This is a genomic window from Microbacterium sp. LMI13-1-1.1, assembly GCF_040815625.1.
GTDB lineage: Bacteria > Actinomycetota > Actinomycetes > Actinomycetales > Microbacteriaceae > Microbacterium > Microbacterium forte.
Window position 1 is genome coordinate 888,611 of record NZ_JBFPNL010000005.1, and the last position, 25,159, is coordinate 913,769.

Below are 25,159 nucleotides of genomic sequence, written 5' to 3' on the forward strand. Positions count from 1 at the left end.
GGCGGATAAGCCGACACCCTTGGAGTAATTTAGCTACAGTGCTAGATTCACAATATGAGGATCATTCGCGACGTACGGGCGCAGCTGCGCCGACGACTTCTGATCAGCTACCGGGTGGACCCTGACGTCGCCGTCTCGCTGCTGCCTGCGGGGTTCCGCCCTCGAATCGTCGACGGCTCTGCGGTCGCCGGCGTGTGCGTGCTGGGTCTGGAATCGATCCGCCCGGGCTGGTCGAGCGGTCGATGGGGCCTCCGCTCCGAGAACGCCGCTCATCGGATCGCCGTCGAGTGGGACGGCCCCGACGGCGTCGAGCAGGGGGTCTTCATCTTCGAACGCCACAGTTCGGCATGGCATCCGGTGCTGTTCGGTGGACGACTGTTCCCCGGGGTGCATCGGAGGGCGCGATTCCGGATCGAGGAATCCGGCGATCGTTACGCGCTCGCGATGGAAGCGGCCGGGCACAGCCTCGACGCCGATGTCGAAGTGGGCGGCGAGTGGTCGAGTGCGCTGTTCGCGTCTGTCGACGAGGCCTCCGACTTCTACCGCTCCGGTCGCATCGGGTGGTCACTGGCGCGCGACCGACGCACCGTCGAACCGGTCGCGCTCGCGTCCGACTCGTGGAAGGTCGAAGGTGCCCGTCTGCACCACCTTCGGTCGTCGTTCTTCGAGGCGCTTCCCGCCGGGGCCGCGGTCTTCGACAGCGTCGTCGTGATGCGCGATCTCCCGCTGACCCTCTCCGGCGTCGGCGGCCGGCGGGATGCTGCGGTGCTCACCCCAGCAGGAACATGATGAGGATCAGCACGGGCAGGCAGCCGAGCGTGGTGAGGAACACGGTGTCACGCGAGATGGTCTCGCCGATGTCGTATCGCTGCGAGTAGTTGAAGACGTTCTGGGCGGTCGGAAGCGCCGCGAGGATGACGACGATCAGCACCTCGGCCGAAGAGAGTCCGAAGACGAACTCCGCCACGACCCAGGCGATCAGGGGCATCGCGATGAGCTTGAGCGATGTGGCGACGATGATGTCTCGGCGGTGTCCGGGGGCTCCGAGGACGCGCTGGCCGTGCAGCGAGATGCCGTAGCTGATCAGCAGCACCGGCACGGCAGCATCGGCGATCAGCTGCGCGGGCTCCATGACGATGGGCGGAACAGTGATGCCCAGCACCGAGACGAGGGTTCCGAGGAGGGAGGCGATGATGATCGGGTTGGTCGCCGTGCGCACGAAGGTCTTGCGCAGCGAGACCCGGTCGCTCGTGACGGCATCGAGGATCGTCAGCGAGACCGGCGTGAAGACCAGCAGCTGCATGAGCACGACCGGCGCGGGGTAGGCGGCGCTGCCGAGCAGGTACAGAGACAGTGGGATGCCGATGTTGTTCGAGTTGACCTGCCCGGCCGACAGGGCGCCGATCAGCGTCTCTCCGACGGGGCGCTTCCACCAGAGTCGCGCCACCAGCGTGTAGATCGCGATGATCGCGACGGCCGCTATCGCCGAGACGGGGAGCAGCGAGGAGAAGAGCATCTTCGCATCGGCATGGGCGAGCACGGTGAAGAGCAGGAACGGCGACAGCACGAAGAAGATCAGGCGGCCGAGCACATGCCGGGCGTGCGGGCCGAGCAGATCGATCCGCCCGAGCAGGTACCCGAGGGCGATCGCCACCCCCACGACCGCGAATCCGGTGAACGTCTCGAGCATGGTTCGAGCGTATCCAGCCCGGACTCCCCCCGTCGTCACCGGCGGCTCGGGCAGGGTGTCTCGGCATAGCAGTTCGAGCGTCTCGGCGTCAATGGTTGAGCCCCGATCAGCGTCAGTGCCCGTCTCGCCAATACGCTGGCAATACGACGAGCCGCAGTCTGCTGCTCTCCGTCGGTCGAACCAGACGTGCCCTCGAGTCTCTCGGTCTTGAGCGCCCACTGGGGGGTGGGTGCGCTTGCGGACCTTCTCATCGACTGATCCGGTCCCCCCGTTCGGGCGCGGGGGACCGGAACCAACTCCTCGGAGTGGATCCGCTACTTCAGGCGGAGCATCCTCTGCACGGCCTTGACGCCGGCGGTCGCGCTGCGAGCGCGCATCGCGGACTCGAGCTCCTCGAGAGACTCCCGCGTGTTCACTCGCGGCTCTCCGAGGTAGAGATCGCGGAACACGAGATACCAGAAGTCGCTCAGCATCAGTCGATAGAGATCGTTCAGCGCACGGTCGGTCAGGAATTCGAAGAGCTCGACATGGGCCTCGATCCAGCCCTTGCCGGACTCGACCGACTCGATAGCCTCGCCGATCAGCTCGCACGCGATGGCGAGGTCCGCCTCGGACAGCGCGAGTGCAGCCTCGCGGATGATCTCGCCGCCCTGAGACGCGGCGAACTCGCGGGTGATGCGTGAGCGTTCGTCGGTGATGTCGGTGACCATCGAATAGCGATTCGCGTGGACTTCCATCAGCCCGGCTCGCGCGAGTCGCTGCACTGCCTCTCGCACCGGGGTGCGGGTGACGCCGAGGTCGTCGGCGATCGCCTTGTCGCTCAGTTTCGCGCCCGGAGCATAAGTGCCGTCGGCGATCGACGTCGCCAGTCGGCGGAAGAGCTCCTCAGCTCCGAGGTTCCGCTGCGCCCCAGGCACAACCGGCAGGTCAGGTCCCATATCGATATATTACTTCGCATACGTCGGGTGGGATATCGACCGCGAGAGACGACCTGCGTGTCTACCGTGCTGCAGCCGCACTCATGGACTGCATCTATGCGGTCGTCACTCTCGTGTGAACGAGGCCTCGCGGCTGACGCGCCGGTTGTGGAGGATCAGCACGACGAGCGCTGCGACGGGACCGGCCAGAACCACCATGATCGTCCAGTGCCATCCCGCGGTGCTCACGAGCGCGGCGCCGAGCACGATGAGTCCGGCGCCCACGGCCCGCAGTGCGATCGAGCGCTCAGGCGTCGTCCGAGGCTTGCCGCCGAACGGAACTCGCGTGGTCGCGTTGGCTCGAAGAGTCATCCCGAGAGCGGTGTGGAAGATCGCGATCCCGACGACAGCGGCAGCGATTCCGAAGACGAACATGTCATCGACGGTATCAAGTGCGGTGTCCGGCGAGCAGATCGCCTCCGCGCGGGAAAAGCGGAAACCCCCGCCATGTAGAAGCTAGGCGAGGGTTCCTAAGGTGACTGTAATGATCACCCTGTGGCTCCGACGGGCGTCGATCCCGTGACCTCACGATTTTCAGTCGTGCGCTCTACCAACTGAGCTACAGAGCCGTGCGACGGGCTAGACCTGTCGCATCTAGACGAAAGGGCCCTTCTCGAAGAGAAAGGCCCGTCGCTTAGAGCGACCCTGACGGGACTTGAACCCGCGACCTCCGCCGTGACAGGGCGGCACGCTAACCAACTGCGCTACAGGGCCATACTTGTTTTCAATTATACCGGAAGGAGTGACCCCAACGGGATTCGAACCCGTGCTACCGCCGTGAAAGGGCGGCGTCCTAGGCCGCTAAACGATGGGGCCGAAGTCTGTCCCGGAGGACTTCCTTGCCGACGCTCAAGCATAAGGGAAGATCTGAGCAAAACGCGAATCGAGGGCGAGCCTGCTGTACCCCGGGCGTGTTCGGGAGGACGATGGACCCGTATCACTGTGTCCTCTCGCGCTGTCCGCCTCCTGGTGCGGATGTGAAAGAAGTTGTTAGTGTGGCATTTGTGAAACCGGCGGAAGGGGCCGAGTGAACGACAAGGACTCGACGACGAATGCTGCTGCGGCGGCATCCGACGACTGCGGCTGCGCGCCGACGCCCGCGGAGAGCCGTGCGTTCTGGAAGGACCGCTCGGTCACCCGTCGCGGCGCCCTCACTCTCGGCGCGCTCAGCGTCGTCGCCCTCAGCGCCTTCGGCGTCTCGAATGGCGTGACCGCCGCGTACGCGGCGACGTATCCCAGCTGGGACGACGTCCAGAACGCGATGAACAACGAGGCCGCGAAGGCAGGCGAGGTCACGCGCATCGAGGGGCTCATCCAGTCGCTCAAGCAGCGGGTGGCGGACGCGCAGGCCAAGGCCGTCCTCGCCGGCGAGGAGTACAACGCCGCACAGCTGGCGTACTTCGACGCCATCGCCGTCGCAGATGAGCTCCAGTCGAAGGCCGACGAGCAGGCGCTCGTCGCCGACGACGCGACCAAGAAGGCCGCCCAGCTCGCCGCTCAGCTCTATCGCAACGGAGGCGATGACACCGCCCTCGAACTCTTCTTCGCCGGCTCGGCCGACAACGCCGACCAGCTGCTCTCTCGTCTCGGGACGATGGACAAGGTCTACCAGTACAACCAGACGGTGCACGACAACGCGGTCGCCGCACGCAACTCGGCCCAGGCGCTCACCGATCAGGCCGTCGTCGCCCGCACCGAGCGCGACCGTCTGCAGCAGATCGCCGAGCAGCAGATGATCGAGGCCCAGGCCGCAGCCGACGCCGCCCAGGCGGCGCTCGACGAGCAGTCGGCCAACCTCGCGACGATGCAGGCGCAGCTCGCCGCCCTGAAGGACGCCACGGCGACGACCGTGGCCGGCTACCAGGAGGGCGTGCGCGTCGCGGAGGAAGAACGCAAGCGTCGCGAAGCGGCCGAGGCCGCTGCTGCCGCCGCAGGCAATGGCGGCGGTGGCGGTGGAGGCGGAGGAGTCGGCGGGTCACCCGGATCGGGAGGCTGGGTCCGACCGCACGGCGGCCACCGCAGCGCGGGGTTCGGCCCTCGTCCCAAGCCCTGCGCGGCATGCTCCGGCTACCACTACGGCGTCGACCTCGCGAACGGCTGCGGAGCGGCGATCTACGCGGCGCAGTCCGGCACCGTCGACTACGCCGGCCCCAGGGGCAACTACGGCAACTACATCCGCATCCAGCACGGAGGCGGAGTCTCCTCCGGCTATGCGCACATCAGGGACGGTGGATTCGCGGTCCGCAGCGGCACCTGGGTGAACTCCGGTCAGGTCATCGCCTACGCCGGCAACACCGGAGCATCCGTCGGCTGCCACCTGCACTTCGAGGTCTACATCAACGGCGCGTACACCAACCCCATCACCTTCCTCGCCGATCGCGGCGTCTCGGTCTGAGTTCCGCGTCCACGACGAGGAAGACCCCCGGCCGCTGTGCGGATCCGGGGGTCTTCCTCGTTGCAGCGAGGGGTCAGTGACCCTGCTCGCCGAAGCGGACGATCGCCTCGTCGAGGATGCGCTGCGCCTCTGCGGCGTCGCCCCACGCGTCGACCTTGACCCACTTGTTGGGCTCGAGGTCCTTGTAGTGCTCGAAGAAGTGCTCGATCTCCTTCTTGGTGAACTCGGCGACGTCGCCGATGTCCTGGATGTGTGCCCAACGGGGGTCCTTCGACAGCACGGCGACGAGCTTGTCGTCTCCGCCGGCCTCGTCGCTCATCTTGAGCACGGCGACGGGGCGCACCTCGACCACGACGCCGGGGTAGATCGCGTGGTCGAGAAGCACGAGCACGTCGAGCGGGTCGCCGTCCTCTCCGAGGGTGTTGTCGAAGTAGCCGTAGTCGGCGGGGTACCCGAAGGTCGTGTAGAGCACGCGGTCGAGGTGCACTCGTCCGGTCTCGTGGTCGACCTCGTACTTCACGCGGCTGCCGCGCGGGATCTCGATGACGGCGTCGTGTGCGCCCATGCGTGTGCTCCTCAGAAATGACGGTTGGATGCCGCGCACTAGCCTACCCGCGGCCGGTGGATGGCCTGGGCGCCTGCCGCGACGCCCGGCTCAGCAGCGTCGTCACGACCCCTGTCAGCAGCAGCACGAGGAGCCCGGCGTAGCCGAGCGACGGCACGAACACCGCGATCGCGAGGGCGATCAGGAACAGGATGATCGCGGCGAGGTCGCCGATCACGCCCGCTCGCAGAACCTCGACGGGCGTCGTCGTGAAGTCGGGATGACGCAGCAGATAGAGCCACCCCGCCAGGGTCGTGATCTGCGTGAGGATCAGCGTGCCGATGTAGACCACCGGCTGCAGAGAGTCGGTCTCCATCTGTCCGATCATCGCGGTCGGCACGGGCAGCCAGACGATCGTCGCCATCCAGGCGATGTTGATCCAGAGCAGCGGGCCCGTGACCCACTCGACGTCGCGGTACTGCCGATGGTGGCCCATCCAGAACGTCGCGATGAGGACGAAGCTCAGCCCGAAGCTCAGCAGCTGACCCGAATGCTCGACGAAGAACTCGGCCGTGCTGAGCGTGCCGGAGGCGGCCTCGGACACGGATTCCATGAGCGGAAGGATCAGCAGGGTCATCGCGATCGCGACGACGGCATCGACGAACGCCTTGAACCGCTCTGTCCTGAACCGCACTGCCCTGAACCGTACTGGGTGATCCGTCACGGCGCCAGGTTAGGGCGCAGAGCCCGCAGAGCGCGAGACCTGCGCGGCGATCCATCCTCGTGATCTACCGTTGGTCTGTGCCGTCGCTATCACCCGCCATCGCCGAGATCCGCCTCGCCGTGCGCACCGCGCTCGCCGATCTGCCCGCGGGATCGACCGTCGTCGTCGCTCTCTCCGGGGGAGCGGACTCGCTCGCGCTCGCCGCGGCGACCGCGTTCGAAGCCCCCAAGCTCGGACTCCGAGCGGGGAGTCTCACGGTCGACCACGGTCTTCAGGACGGATCGGATGCTGTCGCGGCGCGCGCCGCGCGAACGGCGGCGGCGCTGGGGCTCGACGCTCTCATCGTCCGGGCCGAGGTGGGCGAGGACGGCGGTCCGGAGGCCGCGGCCCGCGACGCGCGGTACCGGGTGCTGAAGGACGCTGCCGCGGACGCCGGCGCTTCAGCCGTGCTGCTCGGACACACGCTCGACGACCAGGCCGAAACGGTGCTGCTCGGCCTCGCCCGCGGATCCGGCGCGGCGAGCCTGCAGGGGATGGCGCCGGTGCGCGAAGACGACGACGGGCTGCGCTGGGTGCGGCCGTTGCTCGCGGTGCGGCGCGAGACCACACGAGCGTGCTGCACGGCATCCGACCTCGAGGTCTGGGACGACCCGCACAACGCAGAGCAGCGATTCGCGCGGGTGCGTGTGCGCGACCGCGTGCTGCCGGTGCTCGAAGCGGAACTCGGCCCCGGCATCGCCGAGGCTCTGGCGCGCACGGCCGAACAGCTGCGGGAAGACGCCGAGGCGTTCGACGAGATGATCCACGAGACGATCGAGGACATCGTCGAGCATGCCGAGGCAGGGATCTCGGTCAGCGTCGCCGCTCTCGCCGCCAATCCGGCGGCTCTGCGCAATCGGATCATCCGACTGGTGGTCGACAGCGAGTTCGGGGTGAGCCTGACGCGCCTGCAGACTCTCGAGGTCGCGCGGCTCGCCACGGACTGGGCGGGTCAGGGACCCATCGACCTGCCGTCCTGCTCGGCGGCCCGGGTGGGCGGACGCATCGTCTTCACCGCGCGCTGAGTCGCAGCCCCCCGCGACGCGCAGCGACGAGAGAACCCCTGCGGTCCCGTCCTCGAGGGCCGCAGGGGTTCTGGTCAAGCGGGGGCGGCTGCTACTTCTTGCCGCCGAGAAGGCCGCCGAGCAGGTCTCCGATGCCGCCGCCACCCGAGGACTTTCCGCCGCCGAGGATGCCGCCGAGCAGGTCTCCGATGCCGCCGCCACCCGACGAGCTGCCGCCGCCGAGGATCCCGCCGATCACATCGCCGATGCCGCCGCCACCCGACTGCGTCTCTGCAGCGTCGGGCTTCGCGGACTTGTCCTTCGTGGCGTTGGCGATCAGGCCCATCACGATCGGAGCGAGGATCGGGAGGAGCTTGCCGAAGTCGATGCCGGCGGTCTCCTTCGACTCCGTCAGCTTCTCGGTGACCTGCTTCTCGTCGTCGCCGAGGATGTGCGCGACGATCTTGCCACCATCGGCCTGATCGATGTCGTCTACCTTCGCCGCCCCGGCCTTGCCCTGGTGGCGCTTCAGAGCGTTCTCGATCGCCGCAGAGCCCTCCGCGGTGGACGCGTTCTTGGCGAGGCCGCCGAGCAGCACGGCGCCGCCCTGTTCGACTGCCTCTTTGGCGACGTCGGGGGAGACTCCGAGCTTCGCGGCGATGTCGTCGATCGGGACCTGCGTGAGGATGTCGTCGAGTGCCATGGGTGAATCCTTCCGTCTGCGGGCCCACGCCCGTTCATGCGCCACAGTCGTGCGGATGCCTAGCCTGTACCCGGAATTCTGGTGGACGATCTGCGGATCCTGTGCGGGACCATGCCGGTGCGTCACCTAAAATCAATCCATGCGCGCCGCGGAGATCCAGGACGACCTTGCTCAGATCCTCGTCACAGAGGAGGAGATCATCGCCAAGCTCGATGAGCTCGCGACTCGGGTCGCGGCCGACTACGAGGGCAAGGAGATCATCCTCGTCGGCGTGCTCAAGGGCGCGGTCATGGTCATGGCGGACTTCGCACGTGCTCTTCCCTTCCACGCCCCGATGGACTGGATGGCGGTCTCGAGCTACGGCGCGAGCACCAAGTCGAGCGGCGTTGTGCAGATCCGCAAGGACCTCGACACCGACCTGAACGGCAAGCACGTGCTGATCGTCGAGGACATCATCGACTCTGGCCTCACCCTCAGCTGGCTGCTCGAGAACTTCGAGTCGCGCGGTGCGGAGTCGATCGAGGTGCTCGCACTGCTGCGCAAGCCGGAGGCCGCGAAGGTCGTCATCGACTGCAAGTACGTCGGCTTCGACATCCCCACCGACTTCGTCGTCGGCTACGGCCTCGACTACGACGAGCGTTACCGCAACCTGCGCGATGTCGCGGTGCTCGCTCCCCACGTCTACAGCTGATCGGCCGCTCGGGGCGCACCGCTACGCCGTGGGTGAACGCACAGCGGCCACCTAGGGCCCGCGCGATACGCTGATCCGACCATGGATGTCAAGAAGCTCACTCGGAATCCGCTGATCTACGTCGCTCTGATCGGTCTGCTGCTGTTCGGCGGCTTCCTGCTGATCTCGAACCTCGGCGCGCCGAAGCAGATCACGACCCAGGAGGGTCTGGAGCTGCTCTCCGGCAAGACGGTCACCGAGGTCGTGAACACCGACGGAGACCAGCGCGTCGACATGACCCTGTCGAAGGCGTTCGAGGGCTCGGAGAACGTTCAGTTCTACTACGTCGAGGCGCGCGCCGAAGAGGTCGTCTCGGCGATCAACGCCGCCGAACCGAAGGACGGCTTCAACGACGCCGTGCCGCGCGCGACGTGGTTCGACGGCATCCTCTCCCTTCTTCTTCCCCTCGTGCTGCTCGGCCTGCTGTTCTGGTGGCTGCTCTCGTCGATGCAGGGCGGCGGCAGCAAGGTCATGCAGTTCGGCAAGTCCAAGGCGAAGCTCGTCAACAAGGAGACCCCGACGGTCACCTTCGCCGATGTCGCGGGTGCAGACGAGGCGATCGAGGAGCTCCACGAGATCAAGGAGTTCCTGCAGGACCCGGCCAAGTTCCAGGCCATCGGCGCCCGCATCCCGAAGGGCGTGCTGCTGTACGGCCCTCCAGGAACCGGAAAGACGCTGCTCGCCCGCGCCGTCGCCGGAGAGGCCGGAGCCCCGTTCTACTCGATCTCGGGTTCTGACTTCGTCGAGATGTTCGTCGGTGTCGGCGCCTCCCGCGTCCGTGACCTGTTCAACCAGGCCAAGGAGAACGCGCCGGCGATCATCTTCATCGATGAGATCGACGCCGTCGGTCGCCACCGCGGCGCCGGCATGGGCGGCGGAAACGACGAGCGCGAGCAGACGCTCAACCAGATGCTCGTCGAGATGGACGGCTTCGACCCGAACGCGAACGTCATCGTGATCGCGGCGACCAACCGCCCCGACATCCTCGACCCGGCTCTCCTGCGCCCCGGCCGCTTCGACCGCCAGATCGGCGTCGACGCCCCCGACCTGCGCGGGCGCCAGAAGATCCTCGAGGTGCACAGCAAGGGCAAGCCGCTGTCGAAGAGCGTCGACCTCGAGGTCGTCGCCCGCAAGACCCCCGGCTTCACCGGAGCGGATCTCGCGAACGTCCTCAACGAGGCCGCACTGCTGACCGCTCGCTCGAACGCGCAGCTGGTCGACAACCGTGCCCTCGATGAGGCCATCGACCGCGTGATCGCCGGCCCCCAGCGTCGCACCCGCGTGATGAAGGACAAGGAGAAGCTCATCACCGCGTACCACGAGGGCGGTCACGCTCTCGCTGCCGCGGCGATGAACTACACCGACCCCGTCACGAAGATCACGATCCTGCCCCGGGGCAAGGCTCTCGGCTACACGATGGTGCTGCCGCTCGACGACAAGTACTCCATCACGCGCAACGAGCTGCAGGACCAGCTGACCTACGCCATGGGCGGTCGCGTCGCTGAGGAGATCGTGTTCCACGATCCGACCACCGGCGCCTCGAACGACATCGAGAAGGCGACGTCGATCGCTCGCAAGATGGTGCTCGAGTACGGCATGACCACCCAGGTCGGACCGGTCAAGCTCGGCAGCGAGGGCGGCGAGCCCTTCGCCGGTCGCGACATGGGCAGGGGACGCGAGTACTCCGAGAGGGTCGCCGAGCGGGTGGACGCAGAGGTGCGCGCGCTCATCGAGCAGGCTCACAACGAGGCCTACGAGGTCATCAGCGCCAACCGCGACATCCTCGATCGCCTCGCCCTGTCGCTGCTCGAGGAGGAGACCCTCGATCACAACCAGATCGCGGAGATCTTCACCGAGGTGAAGAAGCTCCCCGAGCGTCCGCTGTGGCTCTCGAGCGAGGACCGCCCCGTCTCGGAGCGGCCTCCGATCGAGGTCCCGAAGAAGGACGTCTCACTGGTGGCTTCGGTCGAAGCGCCCACATCGGCTCCCCGCACGCAGCCCGGATCGGCGGGAGCCGGCCAGGCTCGACCCGCGACGGCCTGACCCGTGTCTGTCGACCGCGCGCGTGTCGAACGGCTCACCAGGGAACTGCTCGAGGCGATCGGCGAAGACCCTGATCGTCCGGGCCTGAAGCAGACACCGACCCGCTTGGGGGATCTCTATGCGGAGTTCTTCGCAGGCGTGGGCGAGGACCCGGCGGCTCCTCTCGCGCACACGATCAGCGTCGCTCGGGGTCCTGCTCCCGACACCCTCCCGTCGGGTGCCGTGCTGCTGAGAGACATCCGCTTCCGGTCGGTGTGCGAGCACCACCTGCTGCCGTTCGCCGGGCGTGCGCACATCGCCTATCTGCCGGGGGAGCAGGTCGTCGGACTCGGAGCGCTGGTGCGCGTGGTCGAGATACTCGCCGGTCGCCCTCAGGTGCAGGAGCGCCTGGGCGAGCAGATCGCCGACACGATCGCCGAGCATCTCGACACCCGTGGCGTGCTCGTGGTGCTCGACGCGAGCCACGGCTGCGTGACCATGCGCGGTGGACGACAGCCGGAGGCCTCGACGCTCACGATCGCCGCCAGGGGCGAATACACCGAGCCGATCGCACGGGCCGAGCTCATCGCGCTGATCGGGGCGTCGGGCTCGGGGATGGCGCACGGATGACAGGCATCTGGGGCATCGTCAACGTCACGCCCGACTCGTTCAGCGACGGCGGCCGCTATCTCGACGTCGATCGGGCAGTCGAGCACGGCCTGCGGCTGCGGGCCGACGGAGCCACCGTGCTCGACGTCGGCGGCGAGTCGACCAGGCCCGGCGCCGAGCGGGTGGGAGTCGAGGTCGAGCAGGAGCGCGTGCTCCCGGTCATCGAACGCCTCGTCGCGGCCGGAGCGCCCGTGAGCATCGACACCATCAACGCCTCCACCGCCGCGGCAGCCGTGCGTGCGGGGGCACGGATCGTCAACGATGTCTCCGGTGGACTGGCCGACCCCGAGATGCTCGCGGCGGTCGCAGAATCCGGCGCCGACTACGCGATCGGTCACTGGCGCGGCTTCCCATCCGACATGTATGCGCACGCCGAATACCGTCGTGCCGCCCGCGAGGTCGCGGGGGAGCTGCACGAGCGCATGGGCGAGGCCGCGGCATCCGGCATCGCGCCGTCGCGACTGATCGTCGATCCGGGCATCGGGTTCTCGAAGAAGGGCGACCAGAACTGGGGCGTGCTGCGCGGTCTCGACGAGATCGTCGCCCTCGGACCCCGCGTGCTCGTCGGCACCTCTCGCAAGAGGTTCCTCGCGGAGAGCATCGCCGCAGACCCGGCGACCGTCTCCGAAGCGCGACGGGACCTCGCGACGGCCGTCACGAGCGCGCTCGCCGCTCGCGCCGGAGTCTGGGCCGTCAGGGTGCACGATGTCGGCGCCACTCGCGATGCCCTGGCCATCGTGCATGCCTGGGAGGGGTAGACCATGGATGTCCTCGACGAGATCGCCCTGACACGACTCACCGTGTTCGGTCGGCACGGCGTCTACGACCACGAGCGCGAGAACGGCCAGGAGTTCACGATCGATCTTCGCCTCAGGATGCCGCTGAACGACGCGGCCGCATCGGACGATGTGGCCGACACCGTGCACTACGGAGAGCTCGCAGAGAAGGTCGCCGAGGTCGTCGCGGGCGAGCCGGTGAACCTCATCGAGACGCTCGCGGAGCGCATCGCCGCCGTCGCGCTCACCGACCCTCGGGTGCATTCGGTCACCGTCACCGTGCACAAGCCGCACGCCCCGATCCCGCTCACGTTCTCCGATGTCGCCGTCACGGTGCACCGGGCGCGGCAGCGATCCGCCGAGGAGGCATCGCGATGAGTCGCAACCTGGCCAACCCGCCGAGCCTGCCTGGCCCGCGACCCGGGCGGGAGGAGGCCGTGGCCGTCGTCGCCTTCGGCGCGAATCTCGGCGATCGCGAGGACACGATCCGCGCCGCAGCCGAGCGCATCGCGCGGCTGCCGCTGGTCAGAGACGTGCGCCTGTCGTCGCTGTTCGAGACGGTGGCGCTGCGGCTCGATGGGCCTGATCCGGAGGCCCCCGGATACGTGAACGCGGTCGCGCTGGTGACCACGCGCCTCGCCCCGTCGATCCTGCTCGGCATGCTGCACGCGATCGAGGACGAGCACGGACGTGAGCGCCATGAGCGCTGGGGCGATCGAACCCTCGACCTCGACCTGATCGCATACGGCGACGAGTCGGCCGACCGCGATGGTCTGCAGCTGCCGCACCCTCGTGCCTTCGAGCGGCTGTTCGTGCTCGAACCGTGGCTCGAGCTCGACAGTGACGCCGTGCTGCCAGGCAGAGGTCCCGTCGCCGAGCTCGTCGCCGGGCTGCGTCGCCGGGAGCGCTCATGAAGCGCACCTCCCTCGGACTCCTCGCGGTCCTCGCTGTGCTCGCCGCGGCCGGGGGCTTCGTCCTCGACCACATGCTGACGGCGATGGGCCGCACGACCTTCACGCCGTCGCTGCTCCTGCCCGTCTTGCTGCTGCTCATCGCGGGGGCCTCGCTGGGGGTCGCCTGGCCGGTGCGTGCGAGCGTTCGCAACGGCATCCGCATCGATCCGTTCCGCGCGACCCGCGCGGTGACGCTCGCCCGCGCATCGAGCCTGGTCGGGGCGATCATGGCCGGGTTCGGCGCGGGGCTGCTGGCGTTCCTTCTCTCCAGGCCGATCGATCCCCCGGTAGGGTCGACTGTGGCGATGGTGGCACTGATCGGAAGCGCGATCGTGCTCGCGGTCGTCGCGCTCATCGCCGAACAGTTCTGCACCCTGCCGAAGGATCCTGATGACTCAGAACCCAGAGATCGAGCCGGGGACCCCGGCACCGCTTAGTTCGACGGAGGTCACCGATCTCGCTGCCCTCGACCAGGGCACCTACTCGCAGCTGCGCACCGTGCGCAACGAGGCGAGGCTGGAGCTCGACGGCACCTGGCATCAGATCTCGCCGCGCTACGTGGTCTCGCAGGTCCTTCAGAATCTGATCTTCGTCGCGTTCGTGCTGGCGGCCGCCCTCGTGCTGGCGCTGGTGCTCGACCAGACCTGGGTGTGGATCCCGGCAGGCGTCATCGTGCTCATCACTCTGATCACGCTGGTGATCCTCCCACGGCAGGCCAAGGCGATCGGGTACATGCTCCGCGACGACGACATCGTCTTCCGCAAGGGCATCCTCTGGCAGCGCATGATCGCGGTGCCGTACGGCCGCATGCAGCTCGTCGACATCACGCAGGGGCCCCTCGACCGGGCGTTCGGCGTCTCGCAGCTCAAGATGGTCACCGCCGCCGCGACGACAGGCGTGCAGATCCCCGGACTCGCCCAGGCTGCCGCCGAGGCGCTGCGCGACACCCTGATCGCCGTCGCCGAGACCCGCCGGACGGGCCTGTGAGCGATCAGTCCTTCCCATCGCCCCCGGCACCGGCCGAATCCCCGGCGCGGGACGCGACCCTCGCCGACGGCGAGTGGCACCGGATGCACCCGCTCACCCCGCTCTTCAAGGGCGGGCTTGCGCTCATCATCATCGCGGGTATCGCGATCGCCAACCTGCGTGATCGGCTCATCGCCTGGTTCGTCGAGTTCTTCACTCCCGATGAGGTGCATTACGACGACTACTCGGGCGGTGATCCCGTCGACTGGGTCTTCGAGAACAACCTGCTCATCGTGGTGCTGCTCAGCGTGCTGGCGCTCGTCGCCGTGCTCGTGCTCGTCTTCTGGTTCGTGTGGCGGTTCCAGCAGTTCCGGATCACCGGCGATCATGTCGAGGTGCGCAAGGGCATCGTCTTCCGCTCGCACCGGCGCGCACCGCTCGATCGGGTTCAGGGCGTCAACCTCACCCGCCCGTTCCCCGCGCGCATCATCGGACTCGCGAAGCTCGAGGTCGTCGGGGCGGGCACAGACTCCAACGTCGAGCTCGAGTACCTCGCGACGCCGCGCGCAGAGGCGGTGCGGACCGACATCCTGCGTCTCGCCTCAGGTGCGCGCGCGGCGAGACTGACAGCTGCGGATGCCGCAGCCGGAGTGCGGCCCTCGAATGCCGCGGGTGCCGCCGGCGGTGCGCCTGGTTCGGCGCGAGCGCAGCTCGTCGGGTCGGTGAACGCCGGGGTCAACGATCTGATCAGCGGCGTCGACCTCGCCGATGTCGAGCCCGAGAGCGTGGTCAAGATCCCGACCGGTCGCCTGGTCGGGTCGCAGCTGATCTCGAGTGTGATCTGGTTCGTCTTCTTCGGGATCATCTTCGGCGTGGCGGTCGGCGGCGTCGCGATCGGATCCCTGATCGACGGCGATCCGATCGGCGGGTTCCTCGGCCTCGGCATCACGCTGGGCATCGGGATCCCCATGATCATCGCGATCGTCGGAATCACCTGGGCGCAGATCTCGAAGTCGCTGCGCTATTCGATCGCTCCGACGCCCGATGGCGTGCGGATCACCTACGGTCTGCTGACGACCGTGACCGAGACGCTGCCTCCGGGGCGCATCTTCGCCGTGGAGGTCACGCAGTCGCTGCTGTGGCGTCCGTTCGGCTGGTGGACCATCAGGATCAACCGCATGAGCGGCAAGAGCGCCGCGCAGCAGTCGTCGGGCTCCGCACAGCAGTTCAACGTCGTGCTGCCTGTCGGCAAGCGCGCCGACGTCGAACGGGTGCTCGCACTCATCCTGCCGGATGCTCCGGTCGCCGACATCCCGCTCGTCTGGGAGCACGGCATCCTCGGTCCGGTCGAGGGCGATCCCTATCGGACGATGCCGCGGCGCGCATGGTGGCGCCGACCTGTGTCGTGGAAGCGGCACGGCTTCGCGCTGACCGAGTTCGGACTGCTGCTCAGGCGCGGAGTCGTCTGGCGCAAGCTGGCCATCTTCCCGCTCGCACGATTGCAGGGCGTGTCGCTCTCTCAGGGGCCGATCGATCGCGCGCAGCGTGTCTCAGGTGCGCAGGTGCACTCCGTGCAGGGCCTCATCACGGGGTATCTGTCAGGTCTCGAGCGCGACGACGCCCTGTATCTCCTCGATGGCGTGAGCTCGGCAGCGGTCGCCGCCGCAGCGCGCGATCACACCCATCGATGGGGTGAGTACGTGACGGATGCCGAGGGGGCGCAGGTTCCCGGGTACCCGGGCGCCGGGGCGGACACCGCGGCTCCCGATCTCGCGGCTCCCGTTCCTCCGCCTCCCGCGCCGCTTGCTGCTCCGGTCGGTTCTCCGACTGGGCCTCCGGCACCTCCGGCACCTCCGGCACCTCCTGCGGCTCCGCAGGCGCCTCTTGCTCGGCCGGCCGTGGCTCCGGCACCGCCCGCGCCGCCGGTCTCGCCGCCTCCTGCGCCACCGGTCTCGCCGCCTCCCGCGCCGCCGGTCTCGCCGCCTCCTGCGCCGCCCGTCTCTCCGGCACCTCCGGCGCCGCCGGCTCCGAACGGTGAGTGATCCGCTGCGCCGTGACGGGCGCCTCGGGGTCGGCATCATCGGGGCCGGGCGCGTGGGGCCCGTCATCGGTGCGGCTCTCGCCGGAGCGGGACACGCGATCACGGGAATCACCAGCGGTTCGGACGATGACCGGGCATCAGCGGTGCTGCCGGACGTGCCGATCCTCGATGCTCTGGAGGTCGTGCGTCGCAGCGAGCTCGTCGTGGTGGCCGTGCCGCATGACCAGCTGCCCGCTCTGATCACAGGCATCGCCGAGGTCGGAGGCTGGCAGCTCGGCCAGCTCGTGCTGCACACCGATCCCGGTCACGGCATCGAGGTGCTGCGACCTGCGGCCGCGAGCGGAGCCATCCCGCTCGCTGTGCATCCGGCGATCGCCTTCACGGGCACCTCGGTCGATCTGCGTCAGTTGCAGGCGAGCTATGCGGCGGTCACCGCTCCCGCCGCAGTGCTGCCCATCGCGCAGGCACTGGCCGTCGAGATGGGGTGCGAGCCGGTGGTGATATCGGAGGCGGATCGTGAGGCCTATGCCGACGCGATCCAGACCGTCACCGAGTTCTCGCGCTCGATCATCGCGCAGTCCACCTCGCGCCTCGGCGAACTCGGCATCGAGAACCCGGGCGGCTATCTCTCTGCACTCGTGCAATCGACCGTCGAGCGGGCGCTCCGAGACGCGTCCGGCCCGCAGCCGCTCCTCTGAGGTCAGCGACCGCCCGAGAAACCGCCGCCCCCGCCGCCGCCCGAGAAGCCGCCGCCGAACGATCCGCCTGCGCTCGACGAGCTGCTGGCGCTCGGCGCCGAGTACGTCGCGGAAGCCTGCGAAGAGGCGGCGAATGCGATGAGCTGGCCGTGGACGAACGGTGTGCTGGGGTCGCCGATCCACGTCGCCCCGCGCTGCTCGAAGGCGTACACCTGCTCGAGCAGGGCTCCCCATTCGTTCTCCATGCCGAACAGCATCGCGTAGGGGAGCAGGCGCTCGTAGACGACGATCACGTTCGCGCTGCCGTCCTGCCGCCGCTCGGCGCCGGAGTACGACTGGAGCATCTGCAGCCGATCGGCTTCAGCGACGCGGATGAACTCCCGCACGCCCATGAGGTACTCGTACTGCCGAGCCCCTTCGGCAGAGAGCACCGTGTGCCTCGAGAAGCTGTAGAAGGATGACAGGAAGACGAGGAACGCGCCGAAGGCGATCGCCACGAACGCGGGAATCGCCGAGACCCTCCCCGCGATGATCCCCGACATGCCCAGGGCGAAGCCGACCAGCACGATGCCGATCGCGCACCACTGCACGATCATCGCGCCCCTGCTGCGGGCCTTCGTGGTGAGCCCGCGTGAGACAGCCGCCTCGATGCCGTGCTGCGACAGGGTCTTCATGCGAGCGGCGAACTCCTCGCTCGCGTGGGGGAGTTCGGCGACACCCGAGGAGTCCGCGCCGGCGAACAGCGCGTCCAGCGCCTCGACATCGAGCTGGTCGGGGATCCGGCCTCCCGGAAGGCGCCGCAGCCGCGGCTGTTCGGCGTCCGTCCCCTCTTCGATGCGGAGCGTGCCGCGCACAGCGAGGTGGATGATCTCGGCCGGGATCGGATCCTTGGCTCCGGGCACGATCGCGGCGGCGAGCAGCGGCGGCAGGGAGTCCGGCACGTCGTACTGGGCCACGATGATGCCGCTGGCCTTGCGCCGGTTCCTCTTGAAGGCAGAGACGGTGAACCAGCTGGCGACCGAGAGCGCGAGTCCACCGAGCGCGGCGACAGCGGGCACTGTGTCGGTCACGGGGTTGGGCTGCCGAGCCGAGGGCTGCGCGGCGGTGTTCGACTCGAATCCGACGGCGATCGTGATGCCCTCGCCGGGGGAGAGCTCCGTCGCCTCGACACCGAGCTGCGAGCCGTCCGAGGATGCGACCAGGTCGCACTCGTCTGTCGAGCCCTGGTAGCCGGCGTAGCAGCGCGCGTCGCCGGTCATCCGATCCGTCATCGCCTCGTCGAACGCGACCTCAGCATGGAAGGCCTCGATGCGCTGAGTGCTGTCGAGCGGCAGCAGGTCCCAGTAGAACTCGTCGACGCCGGAGTCGGCGGCGAGGATCACGTCGCGCATCTCGTATTCGATGACGTAGGTCGTGAGTCCGCGCACGTAGTCGTCGTCGCCGGTGAGGACCAGCAGCAGTCCGTCCTCGTTCTCGGTCTCGTACGGCACGTCGGCGCCGGTCTCGTCGGTCACGGACAGCACACGCGGATCGAGCCACGCATTCTCGTAGCTGGTCGGCAGTCCGCGGACGATCCCCTTGTTCTGGTCGATGTCGGGGAAGCGCGCCGTGAGGGTCTCGGTGACGTGCATGCGGGCGCGCCCGTCGTCGTCGAGTCCCACCTCGTAGCGCGCGTCCCACGACGCGTACGCGAAGTCGTCGACATCGGCGCGGACCGCCGTCGCACCGGACGCGGGGGCCGCGGGTGGCGCTGCTGCGGCAGCGGGAGCCGCTGACATGAGCAGCGCAGCGGCGGCGAGACCGGTCGTGACGAGAACGTGGGCGAGTCTGGAGGCTGCCATGCTTCGAGGCTACCCAGACTCGACCGCGGGGCGAGGGACGCGACCTCGGTAAACTGGACACGACTTTTCAAGGAGCCCCGAATGACTGACGCGTCTGCCGCGCCCGACACGACCACCGCCGCCACCGAAGAAGACGTGCACGAGCAGAAGGCCGTGCGCCTGGCCAAGCGCGAGCGTCTGGTCGCGAACCGAGCGGACGCCGGCGGGGGAGCCTTCCCGGTCAGTGTGCCCGTGACCCACCAGATCCCCGCGCTGCGCGCCGAGTACGGCGAGCTCGAAGCCGGTGCCGAGACGGGTGTCGTCGTCGGCGTCGCCGGTCGCGTGGTTTTCAGCCGCAACACCGGCAAGCTGTGCTTCGCGACGTTGCAGGCCGGCGACGGCTCGCGGATCCAGGCGATGATCTCGCTCGCGAACGTCGGGGAGGAGTCGCTCGCCGACTGGAAGGAGTACGTCGACCTCGGTGATCACGTGTTCGTGCACGGCGAGGTGATCTCCAGCCGCCGAGGCGAGTTGTCGATCATGGCCGATGCGTGGGCGATCGCCTCGAAGGCGATCCTGCCGCTGCCCAATGCTTACTCCGAGCTCAGCGAGGAGGGGCGTGTGCGCAGCCGCTACCTCGATCTGATCGTCCGCGAGCAGGCGCGTACGACCGTGCGCGCCCGCGCCGCGGTCAACGCGAGCCTTCGGGCGACGTTCGGCAGCCACGACTATCTTGAGGTCGAGACGCCCATGCTGCAGGTGCAGCACGGTGGAGCATCCGCTCGTCCGTTCGTCACGCACTCGAACGCCTTCGACACCGAGCTCTATCTGCGCATCGCGCCCGAGCTCTACCTGAAGCGCGCCGTCGTCGGCGGCATCGAGCGGGTGTACGAGATCAACCGCAACTTCCGCAACGAGGGCGCTGACTCGACGCACAGCCCGGAGTTCGCGATGCTCGAGGCCTACCAGGCCTACGGCGACTACAACCAGATGGCCGCCCTGACGCAGGAGCTCGTGCAGCAGGCGGCGATCGCGGTGGCCGGTTCGACCACGGTGACCTGGGCTGACGGCACCGAGTACGACCTCGGCGGCGAATGGGATCGCATCTCGATGTACGAGTCGCTGTCGGCGGCCTCCGGTCGCACGATCACGCCGAGCGACTCGGTCGAGGACCTGATCGCGTTCGCCGAGGCGAACGGTGTGGACCTGCCCGCTCAGGCGACGCACGGCAAGCTGGTCGAAGAACTGTGGGAGCACTTCGTGAAGGGTGACCTCGTGCGCCCCACCTTCGTGATGGACTTCCCCGTCGACACCTCGCCGCTCGTGCGCGAGCACCGCTCGATCGAGGGCGTGGTGGAGAAGTGGGACCTGTACATCCGCGGCTTCGAGCTGGCGACCGGATACTCCGAGCTCGTCGACCCCGTCATCCAGCGCGAGCGCTTCGTCGAACAGGCGAAGCTCGCCGCTCGGGGAGATGTCGAGGCGATGCCCGTCGACGAGGAGTTCCTGCGGGCACTTGAGCACGGCATGCCGCCGTCCGGGGGAATGGGCATGGGGATCGATCGCCTGCTCATGGCGATCACGGGGCTCGGCATTCGCGAGACCATCCTGTTCCCGCTGGTCAAGTAGCGGGCGTCGCGCCGCGTCTGAAAGCCCACTCCGGCAGCATCGCCGCGCTGATCATCGTCTCGAGCAGGGCGGCGAGGCCGTATTCGGGGTCGATCGCCCGCACGAGATCGAGGTACTGCCCGGCGTGACTCGATCGGCCGAGCGCCCACGAGAGCCATGCCGCAGCGGTGAGCGGTGCGGGTCTGGTGTCTCGCGGCGCGAGCGCTGCGGCGGTCCGGACGAGTGAGAGGGCGACCCCGAGCCGCTCCGGATCGGGAGTGGGCCCTCGACCGAGGAAGACCTCGCCGAGGTCGTCCGGCACCGTGGAACCCGAGTCGGCGAAGGTGAGCTGCGCCTCGAGTGTGCGTTCGCCGCCGCGGACATCGGTCGCCCACTGCGTCAGTGCCACATCTCTGAACAGCGGGCGCTCGAGGCACCAGAGGAGTGCGGCGGTGGCGAAGGGCGGCAGATCATCGGGTGACGCGAGCACGGCTTCGAAGAATGCCGGGATGTCTTCGAGGAGCACGAGCGCAGCGATCGCCTGAGGGTTCTCGGCGCCCGTCGGCCCGGCCTCTCCGCCCCGCGCGAGGAGGTCGGTGACGTCACGCAGCGCTCGCCCCACCCTCTCCTTATCGGCGAAGCCTGCCGTCGGCAGAACTGCGCCGGCACGCTGGTCGCCTGAGACGTCGCCGACGCCGGGCACCTCAGGGGCCGTGCGATCGAGAGCGCGGAGCTGCGGGTCGCCGACGAGATAGCTCGACCAGCCGCCGGGGGTCACGCAGAGCGCGTCCACGATTCGCAGTCCCGCGTCCTCCGCGCGCCCGAGGAGTTCGTCGACCTCCACGGCGAAAGGGAGGACGAGCCCATCGCGCGTCTGCTGCGCAGCCTCGTCCGTGTAGACGACGAGCGCGACCGCATCCGTTCGCTCGACTCGTGAGACCAGACCGACCGCGGCATCCGCGTAGTCCTCGAGCACGACGTCGTCGCGGGGGAGGTCGAGTCTCATCGCACCGTAGGTGCGTGTGCCTCGGAACGGCAGCAGGACGAGGCTCTCGGTCGGGGTGAAGCCTGCGAGGGAGGGGACGATGCTGAGGAACTCAGCGGAGCCGGAAGCACGGAGCAGTGTTGTCATCCGGCGAGTCTCATCGCACCACTGTCGTGACGGTCCGATTCCACAGCGCCGATCGTCGATCCGCTGCAGGCCCCCGAGTGTGGAGGAGCAGTGGGTCGCGTACCATGGAGCCATGGAGAACTTCTGGCTCGCAGCCGCATGGTCGATCATCCCGACCATCGGGGTGAGCGTCGTGTTCTTCTTCGTGCTCCGCGGAATCCTGCGGTTCGATCGCACCGAACGCAAGGTGCACGCACGGATCGAGGCCGAGGAGCGGGCCGCGCGCGGTCTGCCGCCGCGCTCCTGAGCGGCGTCGGCACCATCGGCTACTGTGTAGCCAGCGCACCGTCCGCGGTGCCCACTGACGCGCCCGGCGTCGCAGTGCCGACCGGCCGAGAGGACGAGGGATGACGCCCGAGATCTGGGCTTGGTGGACCGCGGCGTTCCTGATCGCCCTCGACCTGACGATCCGCATCACGGCGATCATCGTGATCCCGCGCAACCGGCGACCCACTGCGGCGATGGCGTGGCTGCTCGCGGTCTTCTTCATCCCGTTCATCGGCGTCTTCCTCTTCCTGCTCATCGGGAACCCGCGCCTGCCGCGCGCCCGCCGCCGCAAGCAGGATCAGATCAACGAGTACATCGCCGAGACGAGCGAGCACCTGCACTTCGGCACCCTGCGACCGGATGCGCCGAGCTGGTTCCCCCCGCTCGTCGAGATGAACCACAGGCTCGGAGCACTGCCGATCTCGGGGGACAACGGCGCGCATCTGATCGCGGACTATCAGGAGTCGCTGGACGCGATGGCCGACGAGATCCGCAAGGCCGAGGACTACGTCCACATCGAGTTCTACATCCTCCAGGCCGACGCCTCGACAGACAACTTCTTCCGCGCGATGGAAGAGGTCGCAGAGCGCGGCGTGCACGTCCGCGTGCTCCTCGACCACTGGGCGAACAGATGGAAGCCGAAGTATCGGCAGACCGTCAGGCGGCTCGATCGCATGGGCGCGAACTGGCATCTGATGCTGCCGGTGCAGCCGCTGAAGGGGCGCATGCAGCGGCCCGACCTGCGCAACCACCGCAAGCTCCTCGTCGTCGACGGCAAAGTAGCCTTCCTCGGCTCGCAGAACGTCACGGACTCGACCTACAACCTGCCCAAGAACATCAAGCGCGGTCTGCACTGGGTCGACCTCATGGTCCGCATCGACGGCCCCGTCGTGCTGAGTGTGAACGCCATCTTCCTCAGCGACTGGTACAGCGAGACCGACGAGGTTCTGCAGGAGATCGACATCTCGCACGCCGAGACCGGGTCGGGAGATCTCGACTGCCAGGTCGTGCCGTCGGGGCCCGGGTTCGAGGTCGAGAACAACCTGCGTCTCTTCCTCGGGCTGCTCTACGCGGCCAAAGAGAAGATCATGATCGTCAGCCCGTACTTCGTGCCGGATGAGGCGCTGCTGCTCGCCGTCACCGCCGCGGTCGACCGTGGAGTCGCGGTCGAGCTGTTCGTCTCCGAAGAGGGAGACCAGGCGATGGTCTATCACGCGCAGCGCAGCTACTACGAGGCGCTGCTCAAGGCCGGGGTGCGGATCTGGATGTACCGCAAGCCCTACATCCTGCACACGAAGAGCCTCACCATCGACGACCAGGTCGCCGTGATCGGCTCGAGCAACATGGACATGCGTTCGTTCGGTCTGAACCTCGAGGTGTCGATGCTGGTGCGGGGCGAGGAGTTCGTCTCCGAGATGCGCGCCGTCGAAGACGTCTACCGCTCCCTCAGCAGGGAGCTGACTCTCGAGGAGTGGATGCAGCAGCCTCTGCGCTCGACCGTCCTCGACAACCTCGCGCGCCTCACCTCGGCGCTGCAGTAGGGCGGCACGGCGGGGGTGCCCTCCGCAGACCGCGGCCGGTACCCTGTGTGCATGGAATCCCCATCGCGTGTCATCGCCGCACTCTCGTCCTTGGCCGCCGTGCTGCTCGTCGCAGGGTGCACGATCGGTCCTGGGGCCACCGGGTCGCAGGCGACCTCGAACCCCTCGAGCGGGCCCGGCCAGAGCACGGACGACTCGGATGACGTCGAAGGCACGCTGCTCGACGACGGCCGGATGTTCGCCGTCGTCACCTGGGGATCCTCCACCTGCGTTCCGCAGGTCGACACGGTGACGGCCGAAGGGCAGACCGTCTCGGTGACACTCGTCGAGCCGGAGTCCGAGGGAGACGGCGAGAAGGCATGCACGGCCGACCTGGCGTCGCGTGCGAGCGTCGGTGCGCTGCCGGAAGGTGTCGACCCGACGAAGGAGATCACCCTGCAGGTGACCTACGGCGACGTCGTCGACGACGTCGATCTCGACGGCGACCCCTCGTTCACCGGCACTCCCGGCTCATCGACCGAGTACGCGCCGACCGCCGGCTGGTTCGACGACGGCTCGCTGGTCCTGCTCACCTGGGGCTCGTCGAGCTGCGCCCCCGTGGTCGAGGATCTCGAGGGCTCTGGCGCCTCGGGCACGGCGACTTTCGCGACCGACGACGACCAGGTGTGCACCATGGACATGGCGCCGCGTGCGACGATCCTGGAGTTCGGCGAAGATGCCGTCGATGACGACGCCTTCACTCTCACGCTCGTCGGCGGCGGCCTCGACGGCACGGTCGACGTTCGGGGCTGACGCAGCATTCGGACGCCCGAGCCGCAGCGATCAGAACGACGCGACCGGATGGTCGGCGGGAAGGGCCAGCAGGAGCGCCCCGGGGTCGACGCGGCAGGTGATGCGCACCGCGGTCCCGAACTCATCGCCGTCGAGTTCGATCGGGGTGGGGGCGGTCACGGCCGCTTCGGCGGCGGCTCCGCGGAAGTAGTGCACCGAGGCATCCCGGCCCCGACGTTCGAGCACCCGGCGACCGGCGCGTGAGCGCCGCAGCACCGAGTTGTCCCACCAGATCTTGCGCCAGACCCCGAGCCAGCCCCACATGCCGGTGGGCTGGATCACGGCGACGTCGAGGACGCCGTCTGTGATCGACGCGTCGGGGATCAGAGAGATGCCCGCCGGCAGAGTGCCGCAGTTGGCGAACAGGATGCTGTGCACCTTGGTCGAGTGCAGGCGGCCGTCGTCGATCTGGAACACGGAGCGGAACGGCTCGGCGGTCACGAGCGACCTCGCGGCTCCGTCGACGTAGGCGATCCATCCCACCGACTTCTTCAGGTCTGGGCGGGTGTTGGCGATCATGTCGGCATCCAGCCCGACGCCCGCGAGAACGACGTAGGCGTGCTCCTCGTGCTCGCCGTTCTCCCGCGTCAGGCGCGCCCAGCCGATGTCGATCGCGTGGCGGAACTCGCCCAGCGCCGCGCGGATCATCTCGTCCGGGTCGGCCAGCGGGAGCCCCAGGTTGCGCGCCAGCAGGTTTCCGGTGCCGCTCGGCAGGATCGCGAGTGGCACCCCGGTGTTCGCGATGGCTTCGGAGACCGCGCGCACCGTGCCGTCGCCGCCGGCCACGAGCACGACATCCACGGCGCGGGCGAGGGCTTGGGCCGTCGCAGCCTGGCCGGGGTCTTCGATCGTGGTCGGATAGAAGGCCGGGTGCTCCCACCCGGCCTCGCTCGAGAGCGCGCGGACTCTGGCCCGCAGATGCTTCTCGTCGACTTTGATCGGGTTGTAGATGAGCGCCGCCTGGCGTCGGCCGGTGGCGCTCGTGGTCAT

The 25,159-nt window shown here is 68.3% G+C and carries 26 protein-coding genes and 3 tRNA genes; 17 read left to right on the forward strand and 12 right to left on the reverse strand.

The annotated features are described in order from the left end of the window. The first annotated feature begins 54 nt into the window (after positions 1-54). Positions 55-789: a DUF2071 domain-containing protein gene (locus tag MRBLMI13_RS11085; RefSeq protein WP_042536960.1), complete on the forward strand. Its 735-nt coding sequence runs from the start codon at positions 55-57 to the stop codon at positions 787-789. On the opposite strand, the gene MRBLMI13_RS11090 is transcribed toward MRBLMI13_RS11085, so the two are convergent. From MRBLMI13_RS11090 to MRBLMI13_RS11115, 6 genes are all read right to left on the reverse strand, one after another. After that, positions 770-1,690, reverse strand: a complete 921-nt coding sequence (locus MRBLMI13_RS11090) for an AEC family transporter (RefSeq protein ID WP_367822513.1) — start codon at positions 1,688-1,690, stop codon at positions 770-772. The genes MRBLMI13_RS11085 and MRBLMI13_RS11090 overlap by 20 nt on opposite strands. Before the next feature lie 314 nt (positions 1,691-2,004). Further along, a complete protein-coding gene (locus tag MRBLMI13_RS11095; RefSeq protein WP_367822515.1) occupies positions 2,005-2,628 on the reverse strand; it encodes a GntR family transcriptional regulator in 624 nt (207 codons plus the stop codon). A gap of 105 nt (positions 2,629-2,733) precedes the next feature. Beyond that, positions 2,734-3,042, reverse strand: coding sequence for a hypothetical protein (locus tag MRBLMI13_RS11100; protein WP_367822517.1), 309 nt, complete (start codon positions 3,040-3,042; stop codon positions 2,734-2,736). Between the two features lie 121 nt (positions 3,043-3,163). Then, positions 3,164-3,236 (reverse strand) — tRNA-Phe (locus MRBLMI13_RS11105). Between the two features lie 71 nt (positions 3,237-3,307). Then, a tRNA-Asp gene (locus MRBLMI13_RS11110) sits at positions 3,308-3,381 on the reverse strand. A gap of 29 nt (positions 3,382-3,410) precedes the next feature. After that, positions 3,411-3,483, reverse strand: a tRNA-Glu gene (locus MRBLMI13_RS11115). A 211-nt stretch (positions 3,484-3,694) separates the two neighbouring features. Here MRBLMI13_RS11115 and MRBLMI13_RS11120 point away from each other — a divergent pair. Further along, positions 3,695-5,062: a peptidoglycan DD-metalloendopeptidase family protein gene (locus MRBLMI13_RS11120; RefSeq protein WP_367822519.1), complete on the forward strand. Its 1,368-nt coding sequence runs from the start codon at positions 3,695-3,697 to the stop codon at positions 5,060-5,062. A 73-nt stretch (positions 5,063-5,135) separates the two neighbouring features. On the opposite strand, the gene MRBLMI13_RS11125 is transcribed toward MRBLMI13_RS11120, so the two are convergent. Next, positions 5,136-5,627 carry an inorganic diphosphatase gene (locus MRBLMI13_RS11125; protein WP_042536967.1) on the reverse strand — a complete coding sequence of 164 codons (492 nt, stop codon included), beginning with the start codon at positions 5,625-5,627 and terminating at the stop codon, positions 5,136-5,138. 43 nt (positions 5,628-5,670) lie between these two features. Beyond that, a complete protein-coding gene (locus MRBLMI13_RS11130) occupies positions 5,671-6,300 on the reverse strand; it encodes a TMEM175 family protein (protein ID WP_367822521.1) in 630 nt (209 codons plus the stop codon). Between the two features lie 107 nt (positions 6,301-6,407). Here MRBLMI13_RS11130 and tilS point away from each other — a divergent pair, with 107 nt between their 5' ends. Continuing rightward, positions 6,408-7,394 carry a tRNA lysidine(34) synthetase TilS gene (gene tilS, locus MRBLMI13_RS11135; protein WP_367822523.1) on the forward strand — a complete coding sequence of 329 codons (987 nt, stop codon included), beginning with the start codon at positions 6,408-6,410 and terminating at the stop codon, positions 7,392-7,394. 91 nt (positions 7,395-7,485) lie between these two features. On the opposite strand, the gene MRBLMI13_RS11140 is transcribed toward tilS, so the two are convergent. Beyond that, a complete protein-coding gene (locus MRBLMI13_RS11140) occupies positions 7,486-8,076 on the reverse strand; it encodes a DUF937 domain-containing protein (protein WP_042536972.1) in 591 nt (196 codons plus the stop codon). 139 nt (positions 8,077-8,215) lie between these two features. Between MRBLMI13_RS11140 and hpt the strand changes: the two genes are divergently transcribed. The 10 genes from hpt (at position 8,216) to MRBLMI13_RS11190 (ending at position 16,931) form a co-directional block, all read left to right on the forward strand. Then, a complete protein-coding gene (gene hpt / locus MRBLMI13_RS11145) occupies positions 8,216-8,767 on the forward strand; it encodes a hypoxanthine phosphoribosyltransferase (protein ID WP_042536974.1) in 552 nt (183 codons plus the stop codon). Between the two features lie 81 nt (positions 8,768-8,848). Further along, on the forward strand, positions 8,849-10,849 hold the full coding sequence (ftsH, locus tag MRBLMI13_RS11150) for an ATP-dependent zinc metalloprotease FtsH (RefSeq protein ID WP_042536976.1): 2,001 nt from the start codon (positions 8,849-8,851) through the stop codon (positions 10,847-10,849). A gap of 3 nt (positions 10,850-10,852) precedes the next feature. Then, entirely contained in the window at positions 10,853-11,458 is a 606-nt protein-coding gene (gene folE / locus MRBLMI13_RS11155; protein ID WP_309694025.1) for a GTP cyclohydrolase I, read from the forward strand. Continuing rightward, on the forward strand, positions 11,455-12,255 hold the full coding sequence (folP, locus tag MRBLMI13_RS11160) for a dihydropteroate synthase (RefSeq protein WP_309694027.1): 801 nt from the start codon (positions 11,455-11,457) through the stop codon (positions 12,253-12,255). The genes folE and folP overlap by 4 nt, the downstream gene beginning before the upstream one ends. Before the next feature lie 3 nt (positions 12,256-12,258). Beyond that, on the forward strand, positions 12,259-12,651 hold the full coding sequence (gene folB / locus MRBLMI13_RS11165) for a dihydroneopterin aldolase (protein ID WP_367822527.1): 393 nt from the start codon (positions 12,259-12,261) through the stop codon (positions 12,649-12,651). Beyond that, the gene (gene folK / locus MRBLMI13_RS11170; protein WP_367822529.1) at positions 12,648-13,187 is read left to right on the forward strand and encodes a 2-amino-4-hydroxy-6-hydroxymethyldihydropteridine diphosphokinase; all 540 of its coding nucleotides are present in this window, start codon (positions 12,648-12,650) and stop codon (positions 13,185-13,187) included. The genes folB and folK overlap by 4 nt, the downstream gene beginning before the upstream one ends. Beyond that, complete coding sequence (locus MRBLMI13_RS11175) at positions 13,184-13,663, forward strand: DUF3180 domain-containing protein (RefSeq protein ID WP_056375564.1); 480 nt, start codon at positions 13,184-13,186, stop codon at positions 13,661-13,663. Before folK ends, MRBLMI13_RS11175 begins: the two co-directional genes overlap by 4 nt. Further along, positions 13,617-14,213, forward strand: a complete 597-nt coding sequence (locus MRBLMI13_RS11180) for a PH domain-containing protein (protein ID WP_079112210.1) — start codon at positions 13,617-13,619, stop codon at positions 14,211-14,213. The genes MRBLMI13_RS11175 and MRBLMI13_RS11180 overlap by 47 nt, the downstream gene beginning before the upstream one ends. Further along, on the forward strand, positions 14,210-16,234 hold the full coding sequence (locus MRBLMI13_RS11185; protein WP_367822532.1) for a PH domain-containing protein: 2,025 nt from the start codon (positions 14,210-14,212) through the stop codon (positions 16,232-16,234). The genes MRBLMI13_RS11180 and MRBLMI13_RS11185 overlap by 4 nt, the downstream gene beginning before the upstream one ends. After that, on the forward strand, positions 16,227-16,931 hold the full coding sequence (locus tag MRBLMI13_RS11190) for a DUF2520 domain-containing protein (protein WP_042536992.1): 705 nt from the start codon (positions 16,227-16,229) through the stop codon (positions 16,929-16,931). The genes MRBLMI13_RS11185 and MRBLMI13_RS11190 overlap by 8 nt, the downstream gene beginning before the upstream one ends. 2 nt (positions 16,932-16,933) lie before the next feature. On the opposite strand, the gene MRBLMI13_RS11195 is transcribed toward MRBLMI13_RS11190, so the two are convergent. Next, complete coding sequence (locus MRBLMI13_RS11195) at positions 16,934-18,772, reverse strand: DUF2207 domain-containing protein (RefSeq protein ID WP_367822534.1); 1,839 nt, start codon at positions 18,770-18,772, stop codon at positions 16,934-16,936. 81 nt (positions 18,773-18,853) lie between these two features. Between MRBLMI13_RS11195 and lysS the strand changes: the two genes are divergently transcribed. Beyond that, the gene (lysS, locus tag MRBLMI13_RS11200) at positions 18,854-20,380 is read left to right on the forward strand and encodes a lysine--tRNA ligase (RefSeq protein WP_309694049.1); all 1,527 of its coding nucleotides are present in this window, start codon (positions 18,854-18,856) and stop codon (positions 20,378-20,380) included. Here the strand turns inward: lysS and MRBLMI13_RS11205 are convergent. Next, a complete protein-coding gene (locus MRBLMI13_RS11205) occupies positions 20,373-21,491 on the reverse strand; it encodes a DUF4192 family protein (RefSeq protein ID WP_367822537.1) in 1,119 nt (372 codons plus the stop codon). The genes lysS and MRBLMI13_RS11205 overlap by 8 nt on opposite strands. A gap of 112 nt (positions 21,492-21,603) precedes the next feature. Here MRBLMI13_RS11205 and MRBLMI13_RS11210 point away from each other — a divergent pair, with 112 nt between their 5' ends. The 3 genes from MRBLMI13_RS11210 to MRBLMI13_RS11220 all read left to right on the forward strand — a co-directional run bounded on the left by MRBLMI13_RS11210 (position 21,604) and on the right by MRBLMI13_RS11220 (position 24,130). Continuing rightward, entirely contained in the window at positions 21,604-21,777 is a 174-nt protein-coding gene (locus tag MRBLMI13_RS11210) for a hypothetical protein (protein ID WP_164481682.1), read from the forward strand. A gap of 100 nt (positions 21,778-21,877) precedes the next feature. Then, the gene (gene cls / locus MRBLMI13_RS11215; protein ID WP_042536999.1) at positions 21,878-23,338 is read left to right on the forward strand and encodes a cardiolipin synthase; all 1,461 of its coding nucleotides are present in this window, start codon (positions 21,878-21,880) and stop codon (positions 23,336-23,338) included. Between the two features lie 51 nt (positions 23,339-23,389). Next, positions 23,390-24,130: a hypothetical protein gene (locus MRBLMI13_RS11220; protein ID WP_367822540.1), complete on the forward strand. Its 741-nt coding sequence runs from the start codon at positions 23,390-23,392 to the stop codon at positions 24,128-24,130. 30 nt (positions 24,131-24,160) lie between these two features. On the opposite strand, the gene MRBLMI13_RS11225 is transcribed toward MRBLMI13_RS11220, so the two are convergent. Next, entirely contained in the window at positions 24,161-25,159 is a 999-nt protein-coding gene (locus MRBLMI13_RS11225; RefSeq protein ID WP_367822542.1) for a diacylglycerol/lipid kinase family protein, read from the reverse strand.